Raw genomic sequence first — 21,326 nt, 5'->3', positions numbered from 1 at the left:
AAGGTGACCCGACTACATCTGTACATTATTGTAGGGTGCGCATTAATGCCCACCCGGCATGCAAAAAATCCTGCTATATCAACGCTTATATCAATTTATGCATAACATATAAGAAATCCATTGATTAAAAGCTGAGCGCGATTATTGACTCCTTTTCAGGCCAGGAGGAAGATGCAAAGCCTTAACTCTTACTATGCGTAATAATGATTATTAACCTGTGAATATGCATTTTAAGAATAGTAAGAAGCAGAGTTAATACTCTACGCATTAGTCATTTCGACAGCCCTCTGGCTGCCGCTGACACCAGGGATACTGATATGACACAAGCTGCCGACGGCCTTGCCGCGCTGGAAGCCCAGCTGCAGCAGGATCTGGAATACCTCGAACTGCCCGCCAAATCCTGGGTGCCTGCGCACACTTATAATGGCGAGTCGGTGCGCGACGTCGTGGTCCTTGGCGCAGGCATGTGTGGTCTGGCGGCACTGGCCAGGCTGCAACTCACCGGCATCAGCAACGTAGTGGCGTATGATGCCGCGCCCGCCGGGCGGGAAGGCCCGTGGGTGACCTTTGCGCGCATGGAAACCCTGCGTTCACCGAAAAATCTGCATGGTCCGGCGCTCGGTCTGGCGCAGCTGACCTTCCGCGCGTGGTTTACCGCGCAATGGGGCAAAGCCGCGTGGCAGGCGCTGGATAAGATCCCTAAAGATCAGTGGATGGATTATCTGATTTGGTATCGCAAGGTGCTGAACCTGCCGGTGCATAACAATGTACGCGTCACGGGTATTGCGCAGGTGGGTGAGCTGATCGCCCTCGACCTGAGCGGCGCAGAAACCGGCCGCGTCTATTCCCGGCGGCTGGTGCTAGCGACCGGGCGCTCCGGGCTGGGCGGTTTTGCCGTACCGGATTTCCTGAGCAAGGTTGATCGCCGCTTCTGGGCGCACTCTGCCGATAACATCGATTTCGACGCGCTGCGCGGCAAACGCGTGGCGGTGATTGGCGCAGGCGCGTCATCAATGGATAACGCCGCCACCGCACTGGAATACGGCGCTGCGGCGGTTGACCTGCTGATTCGCCGCAAAGAGATGCCGCGCATTAACAAAATGACCGGCATCGGCAGTCAGGGCGTGATACACGGCATGCATCAGCTGCCGGACGCGTGGAAATGGAAATTTGTCGATTACACTGCGACTACGCAAACGCCGCCGCCGCGCGCTTCAACGCTGCGCGTATCTCGTCACGCTAATGCGCGTTTCTTCCTCGACTGCGGCATCAAAGCCGTGCAGCAGCAGGAAAACGGTTTGCTAATCGAAACTACCCAGGGCGCGCTGCACTACGACTATCTGATTGCCGCCACCGGCTTCACCAACGATTTTAACGGCCGTCCGGAATTTGCGGCCATTGCGCCACATATTCGCAGCTGGGCCGATGGTCGCTATCAGCCGATTATGGGACCGGCGCGTCAGAGCATGCTGGAAGCACCGGATCTCGGCCCGGCATTTGAATTCCGCGAACGCACGCCGGGCGCATGTCCGATACTGGCGCACATTTACTGCTTTAACGATGCCGCGATGCTGACACACGGCAAGGTATCCGGCGATATTCCGGCGGTCAGTGCCGGGGCCGATCGCCTGGTGCGCGGCATCACCGCATCGCTGTTTAGCGAAGACGTTGAGCAGCACTACGCCAGCCTGCAAGCTTTTGCCACTCTTGAACTACAGGGCGATGAATGGGTGGACGCTACCCCTTTACTGAAACAGGAGAACGCGTTGTGAGCGACGCCATTGATCAAGCCGCAGGGCTGACACCCCAGGATGCACTGTACCAGACGCGCCGCCTGCGTCCGGAGTTTGTGGACGGTGCCGAGCAGTGCCGTCAGTCGGTACTGACGCCAGCGGAAGACCAGAGTTTAGCAACCGGGTTGCGTCTGGCGCTGGCACTGCGTATGGCAAAGCTTAATGATGATGCCGGGCTGCAGCGCGATTATCAGGCGCAGCTGGCGCAGCATCAGCCGTCTGCGGAGCTGCAGGCACTGGCAGAAGGCGCAGTGCCTGCAGGCGAACCGCTGGCGACCATCGCACGCCACACCGATTTAATTACTCAGCAGCCGATGCAGGCCACAGAGCATCATATCCGCCTGCTGGAACAGGCCGGACTCACCCATCCGCAAATCGTTGCGTTGTCGGAGTTGATTGCGTTTGTTAACTTCCAGACGCGCGTGGCGGCTGGCTTACGTTTACTGAGGTCCGCATGATTCCGTCAGTCAGTCTCAAGCCATTGCACTGGCATCCGTATATCGAGCCGGTTGAAGTGGAAGCTGCAACGCCAGCTCAGCTGGAAGCCATGAAGGTTACGCCTTCTAATAAGAAAATCTCCGAGTACGTGCGCACGCTGGTGCACGATCCAGAAAGCTATGTGGCGCGCACCGCGCTGTTCAACGCCATTATGTATGTCGAAGGCGGACTGAATCGAGCCGATCGTGAGCTGGGCGCGCTGGGGGCGTCGATCGTCAACGGCTGCAAATATTGTGCGGTGGTGCATGCGCGCCGCCACGTACAGCTGGCAGAGAACGACGCGGTGGTAAGTGCGATTTATTTTGAACGCGCCGATGTGCTGGGCGCACGCGATGCGGCGATCTACCATTTTGCGCGCCGCCTGTCGGTGACGCCATCAGAAGCAACATCGGAAGATGTGGCAGCACTGCGCGCGGCTGGCATGGACGATCAGGAGATTGTCGATCTGATCCACGCTATCGCTATCTTTGGCTGGGCCAACCGTCTGATGCATGTGCTCGGCCATGCTGACCTGAATAAGTAAGGTTACGCCATGTTAGAACTCAACAATGTTACTCTGTCATACGGCAACAATCCGATCCTGAAAGGCGTCAATCTGTCGGTTAAACGCGGCGACGTGGTGTCGATCATCGGCCCAAGCGGCACCGGAAAAACCACGCTGCTGCGCTGTATCAACTACCTGGCAAAGCCGTCGGCGGGCACAATTCAACTCGAGCAGATACGTATGGATTATCAGTCACCGGATAAAGCGGCGCTCCAGGCGATCCGTCTGCGCACCGCCATGGTATTTCAGCAGTTCAATGTATTCAAAAACATGACAGTGCTGGAAAACGTGATGGACCCGCTGATGGTGGTTCAGCGCAAAAGCAAACAGCAGGCGCGCGATATCGCCGTGCAGGAGCTGGAGCGCGTGGGGCTCGGTGCCAAACTTGATCACTATCCGTCACAGCTCTCTGGTGGTCAGCTGCAGCGTACCGGCATTGCCCGCGCGCTGGCGATACGTCCAGATGTGATGCTGTTTGATGAACCTACCTCATCGCTCGATCCCGAGCTGGTGGGCGAGGTGCTGAAGGTGATTAAAGATGTGACGTCCTCCGGCATTACCTCGCTGCTGGTGACGCATGAGATGCAGTTCGCCAAAAGCGTGTCGAACCGCATCGTATTTATGGATCAGGGCGTGGTGGCCGCGCAGGGCAGCCCGACGGAAATTTTCGATAATCCTACCCTGCCGCGCCTTGCCCAGTTCCTCAATACAGAACACGTCCTCTAATAATTAAAAGGAATCAATGACATGCCTGCAATCAAAACTACGTTACGTCGTCTGGCTGCGCCAGGCATCATTGCCCTCGCGCTGGTGAGCGGCAGCAGCTTCGCTGACGCGGTGCGCACCATCAAAATCGCTACCGCAGCAGAATCCAAACCGCTATCGTGGGGCGCAATCGGTCACGAGCCGCAGGGCTACGAGCCGGACGTACTGAAAGCCATCAACGCTAAACTGCCGCAGTACAAATTTGTCATGGAAGGCGCGGCGGATATCGCCCAGGAAACCGGCCTGGCCACCGGTAAATACGATATGGCAACCGGCGGCTATTACAAAGCGCCTGCACGCAGCAAACAGTTCCTGATTCCGGATGCGCCGATGGGTGCCAGCCTGATGAAGATCTACAGTCGCAGCGATAGCAATATCAACGGCATGAAAGATCTGGTTGGCAAAAATATTGTGCCTGTTACCGCAGGCGGTGGCGTGTATAAATTCGTGACTCAGTGGCAGCAGGATAACCCGAACGAAAAAATTACCATCAAAGCCTCCAGCGCCGGTGTGCCTTATCCAGATCGCCTGAAGGAAGTACAGAACGGCAAATATGACGCGCTGATCCTGCCATCTAACCTGGGCGAGCAGACCGTTATCGACAACCAGAAGCTGGCGATCAAAACCAGCGAGCCAGTGGCGATCAACAACACCTATGTGCTGATTCACCGTTCGGCTGAAAACCAGGCGCTGAACAATGACGTCAACAACGCACTGCAACAGCTGAAAGCCGACGGCACGCTGGATAAGCTGGCGCAGAAGTGGTTCGGCGAAGACGTCACGAAGTACATGAAGTAACAGATTCACTGCGCCGTGTTATGCACGGCGCATGCTGTCCTTATTAGCAGGAGTGTTTCACCGTGAATCTTTCCGCAATGATTCCTGAGCTGTTGTCAGCGCTGCCGCTGACGCTCGGCATAATGCTGGTCGCCATGCTGGTGGGCTTTGTGCTGGCGCTGATCGCTACCGTGTTCCGCGTGCGTCGCATTCCCGTGATCAGCCAGCTGGCCGATCTCTACGTTTCCTATGCGCGCAGCGTACCGGTGGTGCTGCAGCTGTTTGTCGCCTTTTACGGCCTGCCGCTGATTACCGATAACCTCGGCATGAGCGATTTTTTCACCGCCAACGTGGCGGCGATGATTGGCCTGAGCCTGTATCACGGCGGCTATTTGTCTGAAGTCATGCGCCCGGCGTTTCTCGCCGTCGAACGCGGCCAGCACGATGCCGCCGACAGCATGGGCTACAGCTTCCGCCAAAAAATGCTGCGCATCGTTGGCCCGCAGGCGGTGCACTTTGCGCTGCCAGGCTACGGCAACGCCATTATCTATTTGGTTCATAACGTGGCGCTGGTGATGTATATCGGCGCAGCGGATGTGATGGCAACGGCGCACCTGATTATGGAACGCGATTACAACCAGTATCAGTTCGGTACTTATCTGGTGCTGGCGGTTATTTATTCGCTGCTGTGCCTGGTGGCGTGGCTGATTGTGCGTTTCTTTGAACAGCGACACGCGAAGTACAGCGCGAAAGCGGCGCGCGTGAAATTGACCGCCAGCGTCTGAGTGAGGGAGAAAAACCATGTTTAATAGTGAGGTTTTGCTGCCGGACTTCTGGAGCATGCTCGATGCAGTGCCGGTGACGTTGCTGATGGCGGTGACGATATTTATCTGCTCGACGCTGCTCGGCGGTCTGTTTGCCTTTATCGAGCATCGCCGCATTCCGGTTTTGCGCCAGCTGGTTATTGCCTACAAGATTGCCTTCAAAGGCGTGCCGATGGTGGTGGTAATCTTCCTGGCCTATTACGGTTTGCCACCCGCCCTGCACTTCGTTGCCACGCTGTTTGGCGTTGAAGTCAATGCGCGCTCGCTGCCGAACTGGGCGATTATCATCGTGGCGCTCAGCGCCTGCGTAGCGGCTTTTCAGGCAGAGGTGTGGAAAGGCGCGCTGAATTCATTCGATAGCGGCCAGTCGGACGCGGCACTGTCGCTCGGTTACAGCGGCGGTCAGCTATTCCGCCGCGTGATGTTCCCGCAGATAATCGTGGCGGCGATCCCGGATCTGGCGAACGCCTTTATGGTGATCATGAAAGCGTTGTCGCTGGCTTTTGCCATCGAGGTGGTGGATATCTTCGCCCAGGCACAGCTGACCGCGGCGCTGAATTTCTATTACCTGGAAGCGTTCCTGATCGCGGTGGTGTTTTATATGGTGATTGCCTATGTGGTGACCAAAATCGCCGATAAAATTGAAGCGTTTTTGCGTGTACGTACCTGAGTTTGTGAGTGATGAGATGAAACGGCAGCCCGGTTTGGCTGCCGTTTTTGTTTGTGCTAAATGTTATTTCGTGCGATTGTTGGCCGCCCTGTACGCTTCAGTCTTCTGCTGAACCGATCCTGATGTTACCAGGTTAAATTAGCCTGTCCTGCATTCCCTGCGGCTGTATCCCAGTCAAAGCTCATGAGTCCACCGGCGCATCCTGACTGTAAATTCCAGGCCTTCCAGTTTTATGAATGTAGTGGCACAGTAAATTTGGCCACCTGATTAAAGGTGATATTCTCACCTCAACACAAAACAGGTGACTTAATGAACAAGAAAACTAAGCGTACTTTCACCCCCGGGTTCAGGCTGGAATGTGCACAGCTGATTGTTGATAAGGGCTACTCATATCGACAAGCCAGTGAAGCGATGAATGTCGGTTCTACCACGCTTGAGAGCTGGGTGCGCCAGCTCAGGCGAGAGCGCCAGGGGATTACGCCCTCTGCCACACCTGTTACTCCAGACCAGCAACGTATCCGCGAGCTGGAAAAGCAGGTTCGCCGCCTGGAGGAACAGAATACGATATTAAAAAAGGCTACCGCGCTCCTGATGTCCGACTCACTGAACGGTTCACGATAGTTGCCAGACTGAGTGACAGCCACACGGTTGTCAGCCTGTGTTCTGCTCTGGAAATACACCGCAGCAGTTACCGATACTGGCGAAAACGACGCGATACGGTTAATCCGGCGCGAGTCAGGCTGTGCAGCGAAATACGCCGGGCGTGGAATCAGAGTCGGGGCTCTGCGGGCGCGCGCACTCTGGCTGACATGCTGACCCACAACGGCGTCCCGATGAGCCGTTACCGTGCCGGGCGTCTGATGAAATACCTGAACCTGAGCAGTTGTCAGCCCGGCAAACATCAATACAAAAATTTCCGTCAGGAACATACATGCCTGCCAAATTTGCTTGAGCGTCAGTTCGCTGTACCAGAGCCAGACCGGGTATGGTGCGGAGATATTACATATATCCGGGCAGGAAATCGCTGATGCTGTCTGGCGGTTGTTATGGATCTTTTTGCCCGCAGGGTTATCGGCTGGAGTCTGTCAGCGAATGCCGATACCGCACTGATAAGCAACGCTCTGCGGATGGCATATGAGACGCGTGGTCAACCGCATGATGTCATGTTCCATAGCGATCAGGGAAACCAGTATGCCGGTCTGAAATATCAACAGCTTCTCTGGCGTTACAGAATAAAACAAAGCGTCAGTCGGCGGGGAAACTGCTGGGATAACAGTCCCATGGAACGCTTCTTCCGCAGTCTGAAAACAGAATGGGTGCCGGTGAATGGTTACGCAGGCAAGGACGAAGCCCGGCGACAAATCAGCGGTTATATCCTGAATTACTACAACAGCGTCAGGCCTCACCATTACAACGGAGGGCTGACGCCGGAAGAATCAGAGAACAGATATCGTTTTTACTGTAAAACCGTGGCCAATATTACTTGACCACTACATGCACTGGATGTTCAGCTCAGTTGTGTTGTGTTGTGTTGTGTTGTGTTGTGTTGTGTTGTGTTGTGTTGTGTTGTGTTGTGCTGAGCTGAGCTGAGCTGAGCTGAGCTGAAGAAGTTGCGAACAGCCCTGTCCGCCCTTCCCATTGCCGGAGAACGTTATTCCCCTGAAGGCATGAAGGGCGTAGGTGCCTGAGTCCGCTCAGCCCAAAAAGCTTCTCCGCAAACTTCTCCCGGTATCTTTTAAGGGTATTTATTATATGAACGGCACCGTTTTACACGTAAGGACTGTGACCGAACCCTGAAAAAACCGGTTTAACCAGCAGTAATGAAATAAGGGGCGCGTTAGCAGATGCGCTCCTTATTTCCGATAATTAAAATTTTTAAATTTGGAATATCCCTGGTCCGTTAAACAGTATCTGTCCTCAAGGCGAGGCCTGTTCGAAGCCTCCACGCCTGGAAAGTTCATTGAATCGCCAGGGTCGGCTATTCGCTTATAACCGTTCTGGATCTTTACTCATCGTCAGAGAAGTGTCAAAAGCGGGCATCATTAACATTTCGGTGCATTTATCAATCGGGGGTAGGTCGGGGGTTTTTAGGTCAAGTGGTTTATTTTTGATATTTCGCGCTTTTTTCAGCTTTAGGGTATGGCTGGTTGATACCTGCCAGCATTGACGTAGCGCGATCAAAAGTTAAGACAGGCACAGTATTGGTTTTCTTACATTAGGATAATGCCATACCGCTTCAGTAGAAACGCCCATAGCGCAAACAGCACCACTGTTATCGCGCAAGATATTACCAGCGTGAGCCAGAAACCAGCGCGCTGGTAAAGACATGGTGTCGCTACCGATGTAAAACTGGCCCACCTGCCGATGTAAATCTGACCCACCTAGGGTAAAAATGGCAGTTTTAAGGCACTGCCAATGATGACATTGGAGACCAGAGTGGAGATTAGTGTTTTACACCGTCAGGGCATGTCGATACGCGCCATCGCGCGCCAGCTTTCATGCTCTCGTGAGACCGTTCGCAGATATATTCGTAGCCCGCTGCCCGTAGCGGATATGCGCTACAAGCCTCGCGCACCCAGACCCTGCAAGCTTGACCCGTTCAAGACCTATATCCTTGAGCGCGTGGCCGCTGCCAGGCCCCTCTGGATACCCGCCAGTGTGCTGCTGCGCGAGATCCGTCAGCGTGGTTACGAGGGTGGTTACAGCATGCTGACCGCTTTCCTGCACCCCATTAAGCAGCCCGTCACTGAAGAGGTAACACGCTTCGAGACCGAGCCTGGCTTTCAGATGCAAGTTGATTTCACCATCATCAGACTCGGTCATAACCCATTGCTGGCCTTTGTCGCCACGCTGGGCTGGAGCCGCGCGACTTTCGTCAAGTTTTACAGCAACCAGGACTCCGCTGCCTGGTGTGACGGCATTGAGTCTGCGCTCAGGTTCTTCGGCGGGACGCCGCATCAGCTGCTGTTCGACAACGCCAAGGCCATCATCATTGAGCGCGATGTCTACGGCCCCGGTAAGCATCGCTGGAACCCGCAGTTGATGCACGTCGCCGAGAAGTATGCCTTTACTCCCAAGGTCTGCCGACCCTATCGCGCCAAGACCAAGGGTAAGGTTGAGCGGTTTAACCATTACCTCAAGAACAGCTTTATCGTGCCTCTTACCGCGACCTTCCGGCAGGCCGGGCTGGTACTGGATGTACCTGCTGCCAACACACGCATCGGCGAGTGGCTGGTCACCGTCGCGAACACACGAGTGCATGGCACCACAGGCGTACCGCCTGAGCAGCGCATGCCGCGCGAGCGTGCTGCGCTATTGCCGTTACCGAAGGTCACGTTGGCATTGCCTGCACCTGTCCCAGCGCTCAGCCAGCGTCCGGTGCCGACCGAGAGCCTGCAACATCCTCTGGCAACGTACCAGGCCTTGCTCGAGGTGCCAGCATGAACCTTCAACATGATCGTATTGCCGCGCTCTGCGAGCAACTCAAGCTCGACCGCCTGCCGGCAGAGTGGCCGGGTGTGGCACAGGCGACCATCGACAACAGCGGCACGCATGCCGACTTCCTGGAAGCCGTTTTGCAGCTCCAGCATGATGGCCAGAACGAACGGCGTCGCCAGACCATTTTGCGGTTATCAGGCCTGCCGGTGATAAAAACACTGGAGCAGTTCGATTACGCCTATGCCAGTGGCGTTCCACGAAGTCAGATCCAGGAGTTGGCGGGTCTGACATTTATCGAACGTCAGGAGAACGTTGTCCTGCTCGGGCCTTCTGGCGTCGGCAAAACGCACCTGGCGACCGCCATTGGCTATAAGGCCGCGATGGCGGGTTTAAGCATTCGGTTCATTACCGCCGCCGACATGATGCTGCAACTGATGGCGTCACATCGTCAGGGTGACCTGAAGGGCTACCTGAACCGCGTCGTAGGTAAACCTAAGCTGTTGATCATCGACGAAGTGGGATATCTGCCGTTCGGTAAAATGGAGGCGAACCTGTTCTTCCAGGTAGTCGCTAAACGGTATGAGTCAGGCAGCGTGATCCTGACCAGCAACCTGCCGTTTACGCAGTGGTCCGGAACGTTTGGTGATGACGAGACACTGACGGCAGCGATGCTGGATCGGCTGCTTAACCATGCGCATATCGCCCAAATCAGCGGCCAAAGCTATCGACTGAAAGATAAGCTGAAAAGCGGTCAACTCCAGAAGAAAACGAAAGCAACAACGCTCGAATGATTCAAAGGGGGTGGGTCAGTTTTACTTTGGCAGGGTGGGTCAGAATTCGATCGGTATTGACAACATTCCGGTGCTTCACGCATCTGCACTAATAATTATATACGCGATCGCTACCTTCCAGTGCATAACTCATAATTTTCCTGGCGACATTGCTGTCTATATTTAACGCTAATAATCTGGAACGTGCGGTGCGTCATACATCACGTGCCGAAAACAATTCCGCCCCTAAACCGTGTAGTCTGCAATTCATTTAACGCGATACTTGTTTAAATATGCCGTTAGACAGGACTGTGGCGCATCACGCGCAGTGAAGTTAACGCTGTATTTTAAGTAGCCAGTTACAGAAAATTTAACGATTCAGGAAACACATTTCGCCAACATCAAATGTAGGCTCCAGCATGAGCGGGTCTGCCGTCACAATAACCGGTTCGCACCCATTTTACTCTATTCACTTACACAGTTTACCCAAACAAAATCATCACATTATGCAGGTTTTTTACTCATTAATCGACTCACGGTTGACGCAGGTAAAAGTTTCCCAACCGTATATACAATGATAAGCATTATCATTATCATATGCATTTGCTTACAAAAGTTAATTAAACAGGGAGTTTTCTCAAGTGAATGTAACCATACGTGTCCAAAAGCATCCCGTCGCGCTTTTGCTGGCTGGACTGTTAAGTACTTCTGCTTACGGTGCTAATGAAGAAGAAACTGAAAAACTGGCTGATGATGAAACCATGTTAGTCACCGCTGAACAGGAACTAAAACAGCAGCCGGGTGTTTCAACGATTACGGCGCAGGATATTGAGAAAAGTCCTCCTGTTAATGACCTCTCAGACATCATTCGTAAAATGCCTGGCGTCAATCTCACCGGCAATACGGCCAACGGTAGCCGCGGTAATAATCGCCAGATCGATATTCGTGGCATGGGTCCGGAAAACACTCTAATTCTGATTGATGGCGTACCTGCGACCTCACGCAATTCGGTGCGTTATAGCTGGCGTGGTGAGCGCGATTCGCGCGGCGACAGCAACTGGGTTCCACCGGAGATGGTTGAACGTATCGAAGTTATTCGCGGTCCTGCTGCGGCACGCTACGGTTCTGGTGCGGCAGGCGGCGTAGTGAATATTATTACTAAACGTCCGACGAATGACTGGCATGGATCGTTATCGCTTTATACGAACCAGCCAGAGGATGACAAGGAAGGTGCAACTAAACGCGCTAACTTTAATCTGAGTGGTCCGTTAGCGGGCGAAGCGTTAACTATGCGTTTATACGGCAACGTTAATAAAACCGATGCTGATGCTTTCAACATCAACACGGCAGAAAATGGGTCTGCGGCTGCGGGTCGTGAAGGCGTACGTAATAAAGATATAAATAGTGTGATTTCATGGAAAATCAATCCATTACAAATCATTGATTTTACTTATGGCTATAGCCGTCAGGGCAATATTTACGCTGGTGATACCCAATACAGTAATGGCGCAGGAAATGCACTGATTGAATCACTTGAAGGCGATGAAACCAACCGTCTTTATCGCCAGAGTTATGGCCTGGCGCATAACGGAATCTGGGACTGGGGCCAGTCGAAACTGACCTTCAATTATGAAAAAACAAACAACACGCGCTTGCAGGAAGGTACATCAGGTAGCGGAGAGGGTCGCATCAACAGCAACACTTACTCCACCAGCCGTTTTGAAAGTTATCGTGCAGGCGGTGAGGTAAATTTCCCAATAGAATTTCTGCGTGATCAAACCGTTACGCTTGGTGCTGAGTGGAACCGTGATGAACTAAACGATCCGGCATCCATGCAGGCAACGAATGCCTCCGGCGTGGTTATCGGCGATGTTAGCGGTGACGGCTCTTCGCGTAGCAGCACCAACTCTGCCACCATCAGCTCACTTTATTTTGAAGACAATATTGCCGCCACCGACAGCACGGAAATTATTCCCGGATTGCGTTTCGATTATCACGACAGCTTTGGTGCTAACTGGAGCCCAAGCCTGAATATCTCGCAAGGATTAGGCGATTATTTCACCGTGAAAGCCGGTATCGCTCGTGCATTCAAGGCCCCTAACCTTTATCAGTCTACTGAAGGTTATCTACTTTCAACGCGTGGCAACGGATGTCCAGTCGGCATTGTCTCCGGTAGTTGCTACCTGTTGGGAAATAAAGATCTCGACCCGGAAGTCAGTGTTAATAAGGAATTAGGCATTGAATTTGCTAATGACGGCTACGTCGCCGGTATTACCTGGTTCCGCAATGATTATAAAAATAAAATTGTTGCGGGCACCGAAGTGCTAGGTTACGCCTCGAATGGTAATAATATTCTGCAATGGAGCAACGGCGGCAAAGCGGTAGTTGAAGGTCTCGAAGGTAATATGACCATTCCGGTTATCCGTGACGTGCTGGAATGGCGCACCAACGCAACTTACATGCTTCAGTCGAAAGATAAAGATACCGGCAATCCGCTTTCCATCATTCCTGAGTATACCATCAATACTATGCTGGACTGGCAGGTTACGCAGAACTTTTCCAGTAACCTGAACTGGACAATGTATGGTCGTCAGAAGCCACGTGAACACGCCGAATCACGTACTGAAGCAAATTCATTATCGACAAAAGAAGTGGGTGCCTATTCTGTGCTTGGCCTGAACTTCAATTACGACATCACCAAAAATCTGCGGGCTAACGCCGGTATCAGTAATCTGTTAGACAAACGTGTTTATCGTGAAGCTGAAGGCGCTTCAACCTATAACGAACCGGGTCGGGCATATTATGCCGGTCTGACTATGACGTTCTGACAGACATGACTAAAAAAGTCTATTGATCGATTAAACCGTTTGCGTGTCATCACGCGATTGAGGGTTTACTTCCATTAAATTATTCAGAGATTAACAACATCCGCTTTGGTTCTGATTTCAACGTGCCGGGTAATTCAGGAATTTTTTGTTCGCCTGACGTTATCCTACTGAAAATTAAAATTTTTCCGAACGATTTTTTGCCTACGAAAATCAGTACATGACTGAATCCATCGTTCTTTTATTACCGAAATAAATTAACCACGTAGTTATACCCGGTTTTTCCAGATAACGTCTCAGACTTCCCCACCTTACTATGTTTACCTTAATGGTTAGGACGGTTATTTAAGTGGCTTGTCGCCTGTTGCTGTTGCTTTTGAACTTTTTCTGCCCCTGTGACAATATATAAAACATATGCGTTTTATATAGGATTGATATGGGTATCGTAAAAATTTCCGATCTGATGCATGAAAATCTGCGCATCGCCAGTCAGGCAATGAGCCGCTCCATTAATTCTCAGGCTGAACATTGGTTAAAGCTGGGCATGTTGGCTGAGTTATATCCGCAGCTTAACCAGCATGAGCTGGCGCAAAAGCTTATTCGTGTTGAGCTGAACGGCGGGTCAGATATTCGTAACCTGATTGTTCACGACAATTCTATTTCACAAGGAAATGAATAATGAGCTCGGTAAGAATTCATACCATGCAGGAAATCGAACTGGCGCGAGCCGCCGGACATGCCGCAGCTCAGGTGTTGGCAATGATCGCTCCGCACGTTCGGCCCGGCGTCACAACGGAAGAGCTTGACGACATCTGTCACGATTTCATCGTTAATGAACTAAACGTTACACCTGCCAATATTGGTTATCACGGTTATACCCGGACAAGCTGTATTTCAGTTAATCACGTCGTTTGCCATGGCATACCGGCAGCGAAAAAACTGAAGGAGGGCGATATTGTTAACATCGACGTCGCAGTCATTAAGGACGGTTGGTATGGCGATACCAGCCGGATGTATTTTGTTGGGCAACCTTCTGTACGCGCAAAACGTCTGGTTGAAATCACTTATCAATCCATGATTGCAGGCATTAAAACCGTGCGTCCTGGCGCCACGTTAGGCGATATAGGCGCAGCTATTCAGCGCGTGGCTGAAAATGCAGGTTTTTCCGTAGTCCGTGAATATTGTGGTCACGGTGTTGGCGAAATCTATCACGACGATCCACAAATTCTGCATTATGGCTCGCCTGGAGAAGGGATGCCGCTTAAAGCGGGTATGATTTTCACCATCGAACCGATGATCAATGCCGGTAAAGCCGGAACCAGTTTGCTTTCAGATGGCTGGACGGTAGTGACAAAAGATCGCTCACTTTCCGCACAGTGGGAACATACCGTGGCAGTAACAGAAAACGGTTTCGATTTGTTAACGCCATGGCCGGACGGTACAGGTGATTACCCGGCGATCTAATCCGGCAATACATCGCCGAAACACGCAGGAATCTTCTTCCTGCCAGCAGCCCTATCCCCCCGCATCGTGACCAACAGTATCATTGTCATTTTTAAATGACCGCTGTTCGGCAGCGTCAGATACGCGGCGTGTACATGGCGGCCAAAGGCCCAGGCGAAAGCCGGGGCCTTTTACCTCAAACCTAAAAGACCCTCGCTTAGTACGAATAAAAACGCGTAATACCGGCAATTTCTGCTATCTCAATCAGACCTGATGCGGTTGATGCCGACCCTGCTTTTCACGCTGAGATGATTCATGCAAGTCACAAGAGGCCGGCAGAGAAATACTGATCAGTCCGGCAATGACTAACGAGGCGGCTAAAGCGCAGACCGCCACGTTTTGTCCATAAAGATAGATCATTATCCCCACCAGGTAAGGGCCACAAAATCCACCCAGATTGCCTAATCCGTTGATAACGCCACGTGCACTACCGGCTACTTCCGGCGATGCAATACGGCCAGGAATTGACCAAAATGGGCTGGTTGCCGCCTTAAGGAAAAATCCACATATCACTAACGCGATATAAGCTGCCACCATATGATCGCGCAATATTACCGATGCCAATAGTGCGGCAGCAAAACAAAATAATGAAATCATCACCCACAGACGACGTTTACCAGTGCGATCGCTAAATAGCGAGATAAGATAAATGCCGATCATGGTGGCGATAAACGGTAATATCGCCAGTAACCCCACATTTGCCATATTTGCACCGGTCAGGTTTTTTAAAATGCTGGGTAACCACAAGGTGTAGCCGTAATCACCGGTCTGATAGAAGAAATTCAGTGCGACTAATTTCATCAAGCCTTTATTACGAAACACATCTTTGAGAGGCGCTTTGCTAACTGGCTGATTAGACAGACGAGCATTGCGTTCACGGCTTAGCTCTAGAACCAGATATTCACGCTCACGCTGGGGCAGCCAACGGGCATCTTCAGGTCGATCGCTGATCACTAACCACCATACCAGTAACACCGCTGCGGACAGTAAACCTTCAATGATAAATAGCCAGCGCCAGTCAGCCATATTAATGATCATGCCGGAGATCGGTGCGGTTAACATCCCACCAAGCGGTGCAAACATCATAACAAACGCGTTGGCACGACCGAGTTCTTTTTCCGGGAACCAGTTGCTGACCATCGTTAACACCACTGGCAGCATTCCGCCTTCGGAAATCCCCAGCACAAAACGTAGCGCCAGCAGCTGATAGTGATGAGTAACAAAGCCAGTGGCGATCGACACCACCATCCACGCGATTAATGACCAGGCAATGAAGCGTTTACCGCTACCATTAACCGCAATGCGACCACCTGGCACCTGTAAAAAAAGATACCCAATAAAGAAGATGCCACTAGCAATACCCGCCATCTGGCTGGTAATAGCGAGATCCTGCTCCATCCCGCCAGGTAAGGCAAAACTGATATTAACGCGATCCATAAACGAGATAATACAGGTTATCAAAATCGGGGCTATTACACGCATCCAGCGCGTTCCGGGTATCTTATTGTTCATGTTACGCCCTCTATTTTATGCAATACGTGGCCTTAACGATGGCCAGAAGCACATCGTTTAGGCTGATAAGGGAAGGTTAAATTGCGTTAGGTAAGGTTTGCTGCTTAAAAAAGGCGTCGACATTCGCAAAGACTACGTCACGCATTTTTTGTCGGGTTTCATGCGTTGCGCTGCCGACATGGGGTTGTAACACCACATTCTCAAGGGCGATTAATTCAGCGGGAACGTGCGGCTCAGCCTCATAAACATCCATTGCAGCACCGGCAATTGCGTTACTTTGTAACGCAGCGATTAACGCTTGTTCGTCAACTAAAGATCCACGTGCAATATTAATCAGCCATGCATGTTGCGGCATCGCCGATAAAACAGCGGCGTCAATCAGTCGGCGAGTATCATCACCCCCCGAAGCAGCAATAACCAGGAAATCACTGTCTTGTGCCAGGGAAATGAGATCATCTCGGCGCACATAAGGCAGGTCCGGTTGGTTCTGTCGCATTAAGGCGGCGTCGGGTAACATGCTGTTTTTTTTTAATGATGTTGCCTGCTCATGCCTCTGATACGAAAAGCCTTCAAACGCCTGCACTATCCCCTCGATGTTATTGCTCAATGCGTTCGCTGGTATCTGGCTTATGCCCTTAGCCTGCGCAATCTCGAAGAAATGATGGTCGAGCGCGGCATTATTGTTGACCATTCGACGCTTCACCGCTGGGTTATCCGTCTGGTGCCGTTGCTGGATAAGGCGTTTCGTCGGCATAAGCGCACCGTGGGTCGGCGGTGGCGCATGGACGAAACCTACATCAAAATCAAAGGCCAGTGGAAATATCTGTACCGCGCGGTAGATACTGCAGGTCAAACCGTCGACTTCCTGCTGACCGCCAGACGCGACGCTGCCGCTGCGTTGCGTTTCTTTCGCAAGGCCATTCGTCATCATGGCGAACCCGAGGTAGTGACTATCGATAAAAGTGGCGCCAACACGGCCGCCCTGACCACACTTAACGCCAACAAACCAGAAGAAGAAAGGATGACCATCAGGCAGAGCAAGTACCTGAACAACCTGGTTGAGCAGGATCACCGGAATATCAAACGACGAATACGGCCGATGCTGGGATTCAAGTCGTTCCGCCGGGCGCAGACGTTGTTAGCAGGCATCGAGTTGTTACAGATGATACGCAAAGGACAACTTCAGCATCCCGCCGGCGACAGATTGTCACCAGCGGAACAATTTTATTTGTTGGCTGCCTAAAATATCGGCAGCACAACGTTTGCTGACTCTGCTCTGTTAATGCGACAGAACCGTTGCTGTCCATGCCACCTGTAGAGCATCCTCACTAATAATAACCACCTGCTTCGTAGTCCTTTCACCTGAACGGGCACGGAGTTTTTGCCGGTTAACCCATTCCTGGCAATATGGCCGTTGCGGTAAGCCTGACTGCTACGTATATCCCACAGCGCCAACACTGCACCTCCATTTATACGTTGTCGCAACGGTTGTTAACGATCGGCTCTGTCATGCTTGCTCTGACCAGCAAAGCAAATGCTTGCCTGACTAACGACTGTTCCTGACTGGGACGAATCCATAAATAAATCTGCGTGTCGGGCAGACGTGGCAAACCATCACTTTCGCCCAATACCCGCATATCACTGTTAAGTAAGCCGATACTGTGGGCAGTAATGTCCAGCCGAGCAATCCCCATGGGAATTTCAAATTGAAATTTTTAAAGTTATATTTTTTAAAACAACGAGTTAAGAAAGAAATTGTTTGGGGAATGTCGAGAAGGCGTCAGACTTTTGATACGAAAAAGGGCTTTTGTTTTTGTAAAGAAAAGCCCTTTTTGATTCAGCAGGAGACTTACCCGTTTTGTGTATCAGCCAGCATGCGTTCGATTACTGCTTTGATAGCTGCATCCAGTTCAGCCTGATACACCGGGGGCAGGCGTGAAAACTCATAGGAAACCTGGCGCTTTTCCGTATCTGTTTTCTTGCGGGCGAACTGTTTGTTGTTAGCGAAGTCAGCTATTTTTTCAGTAATGACTTTTTTCTGTGTTTTATTGTTTTTGGGGCCCGCGTTTTCTGTGCGGAAATAACCAATGATTTTGTTTTTAAGGCCTGGATCATCTGTTTCAAATGCCGGGTCACCCTCGATTCTTTCACGTACGTTTGATGCCAGAACGTCCATGCTTATTTTTCTGGCCCTGGCTTTTTCAGCAATATCAAGAAGTGTCTGATAATCGGCTATGGAAAGATCGCTTACTGAGGGGAATACACCCATTATTTCATCAGGAACTGATGCAGCCTGAAAGGCGCGCGTGACCTTTGCAGCAGAAATCCCCTCGGCAGCAGCGATCTCTGACTGATTCAAATTTTCCGGGTACATTAATTTCAGACGTTTACCGAGTTCGCGTAGCGTATGCTCTTTTGCCGTCTGTATATCAATCGCCAGCTGGCGGGCATCTGCCAGGGTGAGTTCATCTTTAGTGACCAGCACTTCAAAAGGCGTATCGTTGTAAATGCAGGCGGCACGACGGCGAGAGCCATCCAACACTTCAACCCGTCCATTAACTTCGCGTCCTATTGCCGGAAAGAACTGTTGCAGCTTAATCGTACGGGAAATATCACTGACTGACTCTGGCGTAAGGAAAGCCTGGTCACGCCCATTGACTGCTGCATCTATGTACGTTTGCTCTTCAATGTCATCATGCAGCACGCGTGTAAGGACGAAGCGCGCTTCTGCACCTGATTTTAGTACAAAAACCCGCACGCTTTCCGTTTCGCTCAGCATTTTTGAGAAGTTTGAATTGCCGAGCGTGCGCCCCATTTTCTTCATTATTTTGGTCATTTGATGCCTCTCACAAACTCAATTCTTTTAAATACGGCCTGTGTGAACCGCTCTGCTTCACGTTTTGCATTCTTCAGCGCCTCTGTACTGCCCGGATAAGACTGCGGGTCGGCGCTGACGATAGTGTCAAATGTCTCACCACAACGTTCAAAACCATCAAGTCGTGGTAAGGCGGCATCTAAGATGTAAGACGTAAAGACATCGCGGGCTAACCCATGCGTCATCTCATGGTCACGCTTCGATGTCATTTTTGACATAAACCCGATATTGCCTTTGATGCGGGGATTAATGCCCTCTTCTTCCAGTTGCTCCAGCATCTCCGGCAGGCGCGTCAGGTATTTCAATGTCGAGTGGAAATCTACCTGGGCAGGAGGCGTAGGTGTCAGAAGTAAATCGCTTGCGGCAATGGCATTTAGCATAAAGGCATCAAGGTGTGGGCCTGTGTCGATAAAAATGAAATCGTAATCCTTGCCGACCCTGTCGATAATGTTACGTCGAAGCACTTCTGATGGCAGCACGCCCGGCAAATGTTCCCGAACCAGGTCATTCCACTGGCTGGCAACGAAGCCGTCATCGATGGAAGCCGGAATGATATCGACGCCGGGTATGATGGTCGGCTGGATAATATCCGAGTGAAGTTGTTCGGCGTCAAGGTCATTGAGCATGGCCTGAGCGGCAGTTTCCATAATCGAACCAATACTATTGGCATGGTTCAGAAACATGGTGCTGGATGCCTGGGGGTCAAGATCGATAACAAGGTTGCGTAAGTCGTATTGCAACAGATCAGGATGAACCCGCAGACCGTGCGCGAGCGTAACCGTACTGACGGTTTTTGAGACCCCCCCTTTAAGGTTCACGACGAAAATAACAAAAGGACCTTCGCCTTCGTGAATGTCACGATACTTAGGAACTTTACGGTGCGCGTAAATATCCACCACGTCCTGTACGGTCAGCGCATAATGCTTTGCGTTGCCCGCATCCTTTTTCCCAAACACATGCCCTTTCGTTTCCATCTCATCTATAGCCTGCTCAACGGCACGACGACTGAGTCTGGGTAGATTGGCTACCGAGTTACGGGTGAATGTCTGATAATACTGATTGAGTCCAAACTCGTGGCGTTTCCCGGTAATGTCATCACTCATGCTGCGTAGCATCGCGTTTGCCCTGCGCGCCGTTTCGTCTACCCCACCGTAGTTACTCTTCATCACACCGCTCCGTTAGCATTTTTTGCCAGTGTACGCGCCTGAGTAACTTGTGCAATATTTTTTGTCATTCAAAAAAAAGTTGTACGTGACATTATTTTTTGATTATGCCATTTCGGATTGTGCAGATGTTAAGAACACAGTGGTCTTACAGATAGAGTGACAGAAAGCTCAAGGTACGAGTGAATTACAACCGAAATAGCGGCAGGAATAATTCAGGCGCTTAATTAAAAATCCCCTGTCCTTTCCTGCTCCGATCATGAAGTAACCATTACTGACGGGAGAGGGAAAGGCATATTTTATCCCACTCTTTTTTCATATATAAGCAGATGATTTATAAGTAATTTTATGATTTATTTCAGATTGAAATTCCCAGTAAAACTGTCAGAGATGCGATTATCGATAATCACCTGAATATTTCCATTTGCACTATCACTGAAACGTTATTAAATGGGATATCAGTCCAGATGCAAATAAGCGCTTTCAGCGCCGCAATAATGATGTCGCGGGTATCGCGGGTTGGTAGGGAAAATTTTTGCTGGCCGCATTACCATAGCGCCACTTATCTTCTACAAACGGCAGCGTTCTGATGAATACGCTGAGAGGGCGAGCATAGGGTCTTTCCTGCCACGATCTTGCACTGGTACGCTAAGTAGAGTAAATCATAGTCTGCCTTAATGACGTGTAGCCCGTAATATGACTGCCAAAACCAGGGCTGCAGACTGTTCGTTGCCTGGTTAGAGCGTTTCCACCAATACAATACTGGCTTCGCAGTTTAACCCGATACCGTACGCTCAAATACAACGCTAAGATTTTTGCGGATAGATGAAGGGCGGAGCCACTCTGTCACGCCTATGGTCGACATCAGTGAAATATCGACTGTCGTGCGCTTAGCGCTGTAAATATGTGACGTACATCATCATAATCTGCCGGCCAAGTGTCGATACATTCCTGGCCAGAGCACAGGTACAATGCCTCTATCAGCAACAGTTTTGACTACACGAAGTCCTGCATAGTTTGCCGTGCTTGCAATAATTATTAATGGGAACAACAATACTCTGGCTTATATCAAAATATGCGATAACTGCTTTTATGGTCGTGTTTATCTCAGAGGTGGCGAAACGCAGCGATCGTGTAGGTGGCCTGGTGGCCGCACTGCCGCTGGTAACCGTTTTGGTGCTTATCTGAATGAAACTGGAAGGGCAGGCGCAGGAGAAAATTTCAGCTCATGCCTGGTACACATTCTGGTACGTTGTGCCAACGCTGCCGATGTTTATCCTGTTTCCATGTTGTCAATACCGATCGAATTCTGACCCACCCTGCCAAAGTAAAACTGACCCACCCCCTTTGAATCATTCGAGCGTTGTTG

Annotated in this window: 18 protein-coding genes and 4 pseudogenes; 15 read left to right on the top strand and 7 right to left on the bottom strand. The window is 51.2% G+C overall.

The window, feature by feature from the left end; translation table 11 throughout:
* The first annotated feature begins 317 nt into the window (after positions 1-317).
* The 8 genes and pseudogenes from H2P46_RS19855 to H2P46_RS19820 all read left to right on the top strand — a co-directional run bounded on the left by H2P46_RS19855 (position 318) and on the right by H2P46_RS19820 (position 7,358).
* Entirely contained in the window at positions 318-1,772 is a 1,455-nt protein-coding gene (locus tag H2P46_RS19855) for an NAD(P)-binding domain-containing protein (RefSeq protein ID WP_193406566.1), read from the top strand.
* A complete protein-coding gene (locus H2P46_RS19850; protein ID WP_193406565.1) occupies positions 1,769-2,251 on the top strand; it encodes a CMD domain-containing protein in 483 nt (160 codons plus the stop codon). The genes H2P46_RS19855 and H2P46_RS19850 overlap by 4 nt, the downstream gene beginning before the upstream one ends.
* Positions 2,248-2,814 carry a peroxidase-related enzyme gene (locus tag H2P46_RS19845; RefSeq protein ID WP_193406564.1) on the top strand — a complete coding sequence of 189 codons (567 nt, stop codon included), beginning with the start codon at positions 2,248-2,250 and terminating at the stop codon, positions 2,812-2,814. The genes H2P46_RS19850 and H2P46_RS19845 overlap by 4 nt, the downstream gene beginning before the upstream one ends.
* 9 nt (positions 2,815-2,823) lie before the next feature.
* Positions 2,824-3,561 (top strand): amino acid ABC transporter ATP-binding protein, encoded by a 738-nt coding sequence (locus H2P46_RS19840; RefSeq protein WP_193406563.1) that lies wholly within the window; start codon positions 2,824-2,826, stop codon positions 3,559-3,561.
* A gap of 21 nt (positions 3,562-3,582) precedes the next feature.
* The gene (locus H2P46_RS19835) at positions 3,583-4,398 is read left to right on the top strand and encodes a transporter substrate-binding domain-containing protein (RefSeq protein ID WP_193406562.1); all 816 of its coding nucleotides are present in this window, start codon (positions 3,583-3,585) and stop codon (positions 4,396-4,398) included.
* 77 nt (positions 4,399-4,475) lie between these two features.
* On the top strand, positions 4,476-5,162 hold the full coding sequence (locus H2P46_RS19830; protein ID WP_202987536.1) for an amino acid ABC transporter permease: 687 nt from the start codon (positions 4,476-4,478) through the stop codon (positions 5,160-5,162).
* A gap of 16 nt (positions 5,163-5,178) precedes the next feature.
* Entirely contained in the window at positions 5,179-5,871 is a 693-nt protein-coding gene (locus H2P46_RS19825) for an amino acid ABC transporter permease (protein ID WP_193406560.1), read from the top strand.
* Between the two features lie 273 nt (positions 5,872-6,144).
* A pseudogene (locus H2P46_RS19820) lies at positions 6,145-7,358 on the top strand (IS3 family transposase).
* A 697-nt stretch (positions 7,359-8,055) separates the two neighbouring features.
* Here the strand turns inward: H2P46_RS19820 and H2P46_RS19815 are convergent.
* A complete protein-coding gene (locus H2P46_RS19815; RefSeq protein WP_193406559.1) occupies positions 8,056-8,229 on the bottom strand; it encodes a hypothetical protein in 174 nt (57 codons plus the stop codon).
* Between the two features lie 57 nt (positions 8,230-8,286).
* Here H2P46_RS19815 and istA point away from each other — a divergent pair, with 57 nt between their 5' ends.
* Entirely contained in the window at positions 8,287-9,315 is a 1,029-nt protein-coding gene (gene istA, locus H2P46_RS19810) for an IS21 family transposase (protein ID WP_193403243.1), read from the top strand.
* Positions 9,312-10,100, top strand: coding sequence for an IS21-like element helper ATPase IstB (gene istB, locus H2P46_RS19805; RefSeq protein ID WP_193404138.1), 789 nt, complete (start codon positions 9,312-9,314; stop codon positions 10,098-10,100). The genes istA and istB overlap by 4 nt, the downstream gene beginning before the upstream one ends.
* A gap of 94 nt (positions 10,101-10,194) precedes the next feature.
* On the opposite strand, the pseudogene H2P46_RS23100 reads toward istB, so the two are convergent.
* Positions 10,195-10,332 (bottom strand): annotated as a pseudogene (locus H2P46_RS23100) (integrase); the annotation flags it as partial.
* A gap of 400 nt (positions 10,333-10,732) precedes the next feature.
* Between H2P46_RS23100 and H2P46_RS19800 the strand changes: the two are divergent.
* From H2P46_RS19800 to map, 3 genes are all read left to right on the top strand, one after another.
* Positions 10,733-12,907, top strand: a complete 2,175-nt coding sequence (locus H2P46_RS19800; protein WP_193406607.1) for a TonB-dependent siderophore receptor — start codon at positions 10,733-10,735, stop codon at positions 12,905-12,907.
* 433 nt (positions 12,908-13,340) lie between these two features.
* On the top strand, positions 13,341-13,583 hold the full coding sequence (locus H2P46_RS19795; protein ID WP_193406558.1) for a ParD-like family protein: 243 nt from the start codon (positions 13,341-13,343) through the stop codon (positions 13,581-13,583).
* Entirely contained in the window at positions 13,583-14,368 is a 786-nt protein-coding gene (gene map, locus H2P46_RS19790) for a type I methionyl aminopeptidase (RefSeq protein ID WP_193406557.1), read from the top strand. The genes H2P46_RS19795 and map overlap by 1 nt, the downstream gene beginning before the upstream one ends.
* A 243-nt stretch (positions 14,369-14,611) precedes the next feature.
* Here map and H2P46_RS19785 read toward each other — a convergent pair whose 3' ends face one another.
* Positions 14,612-15,919: an MFS transporter gene (locus tag H2P46_RS19785; RefSeq protein WP_193406556.1), complete on the bottom strand. Its 1,308-nt coding sequence runs from the start codon at positions 15,917-15,919 to the stop codon at positions 14,612-14,614.
* A gap of 76 nt (positions 15,920-15,995) precedes the next feature.
* Positions 15,996-16,394: pseudogene (locus tag H2P46_RS19780) on the bottom strand (NAD(P)-dependent oxidoreductase); the annotation flags it as partial.
* Positions 16,395-16,466: 72 nt separating this feature from the next.
* Here H2P46_RS19780 and H2P46_RS19775 point away from each other — a divergent pair.
* Positions 16,467-17,162 (top strand): IS6 family transposase, encoded by a 696-nt coding sequence (locus H2P46_RS19775; RefSeq protein ID WP_193405569.1) that lies wholly within the window; start codon positions 16,467-16,469, stop codon positions 17,160-17,162.
* Between the two features lie 226 nt (positions 17,163-17,388).
* On the opposite strand, the gene H2P46_RS19770 is transcribed toward H2P46_RS19775, so the two are convergent.
* The 3 genes from H2P46_RS19770 to H2P46_RS19760 form a co-directional block, all read right to left on the bottom strand.
* Entirely contained in the window at positions 17,389-17,613 is a 225-nt protein-coding gene (locus tag H2P46_RS19770; RefSeq protein WP_193406554.1) for a hypothetical protein, read from the bottom strand.
* A 155-nt stretch (positions 17,614-17,768) separates the two neighbouring features.
* Positions 17,769-18,755 (bottom strand): ParB/RepB/Spo0J family partition protein, encoded by a 987-nt coding sequence (locus H2P46_RS19765; protein WP_193406553.1) that lies wholly within the window; start codon positions 18,753-18,755, stop codon positions 17,769-17,771.
* On the bottom strand, positions 18,752-19,960 hold the full coding sequence (locus H2P46_RS19760; protein ID WP_193406552.1) for an AAA family ATPase: 1,209 nt from the start codon (positions 19,958-19,960) through the stop codon (positions 18,752-18,754). Before H2P46_RS19760 ends, H2P46_RS19765 begins: the two co-directional genes overlap by 4 nt.
* Before the next feature lie 1,050 nt (positions 19,961-21,010).
* On the opposite strand from H2P46_RS19760, the pseudogene H2P46_RS19755 reads away from it, so the two are divergent.
* Positions 21,011-21,262, top strand: a pseudogene (locus H2P46_RS19755) (DUF3147 family protein); the annotation flags it as partial.
* Positions 21,263-21,326 lie beyond the last annotated feature (64 nt).

It is taken from the genome of Mixta mediterraneensis, from assembly GCF_014946725.1.
GTDB lineage: Bacteria > Pseudomonadota > Gammaproteobacteria > Enterobacterales > Enterobacteriaceae > Pantoea > Pantoea mediterraneensis.
This window is presented reverse-complemented; position numbering and strand designations above follow the sequence as displayed.

Coding starts and splice junctions, on each gene's coding strand:
- H2P46_RS19855 (WP_193406566.1), top strand. CDS start 318: ATGACACAAGCTGCCGACGGCCTTGCCGCGCTGGAAGCCCAGCTGCAG.
- H2P46_RS19845 (WP_193406564.1), top strand. CDS start 2,248: ATGATTCCGTCAGTCAGTCTCAAGCCATTGCACTGGCATCCGTATATC.
- H2P46_RS19840 (WP_193406563.1), top strand. CDS start 2,824: ATGTTAGAACTCAACAATGTTACTCTGTCATACGGCAACAATCCGATC.
- H2P46_RS19835 (WP_193406562.1), top strand. CDS start 3,583: ATGCCTGCAATCAAAACTACGTTACGTCGTCTGGCTGCGCCAGGCATC.
- H2P46_RS19830 (WP_202987536.1), top strand. CDS start 4,476: ATGATTCCTGAGCTGTTGTCAGCGCTGCCGCTGACGCTCGGCATAATG.
- H2P46_RS19825 (WP_193406560.1), top strand. CDS start 5,179: ATGTTTAATAGTGAGGTTTTGCTGCCGGACTTCTGGAGCATGCTCGAT.
- istA (WP_193403243.1), top strand. CDS start 8,287: ATGATGACATTGGAGACCAGAGTGGAGATTAGTGTTTTACACCGTCAG.
- istB (WP_193404138.1), top strand. CDS start 9,312: ATGAACCTTCAACATGATCGTATTGCCGCGCTCTGCGAGCAACTCAAG.
- H2P46_RS19795 (WP_193406558.1), top strand. CDS start 13,341: ATGGGTATCGTAAAAATTTCCGATCTGATGCATGAAAATCTGCGCATC.
- map (WP_193406557.1), top strand. CDS start 13,583: ATGAGCTCGGTAAGAATTCATACCATGCAGGAAATCGAACTGGCGCGA.
- H2P46_RS19785 (WP_193406556.1), bottom strand. CDS start 15,919: ATGAACAATAAGATACCCGGAACGCGCTGGATGCGTGTAATAGCCCCG.
- H2P46_RS19775 (WP_193405569.1), top strand. CDS start 16,467: ATGCCTCTGATACGAAAAGCCTTCAAACGCCTGCACTATCCCCTCGAT.
- H2P46_RS19770 (WP_193406554.1), bottom strand. CDS start 17,613: ATGGGGATTGCTCGGCTGGACATTACTGCCCACAGTATCGGCTTACTT.
- H2P46_RS19765 (WP_193406553.1), bottom strand. CDS start 18,755: ATGACCAAAATAATGAAGAAAATGGGGCGCACGCTCGGCAATTCAAAC.
- H2P46_RS19760 (WP_193406552.1), bottom strand. CDS start 19,960: ATGAAGAGTAACTACGGTGGGGTAGACGAAACGGCGCGCAGGGCAAAC.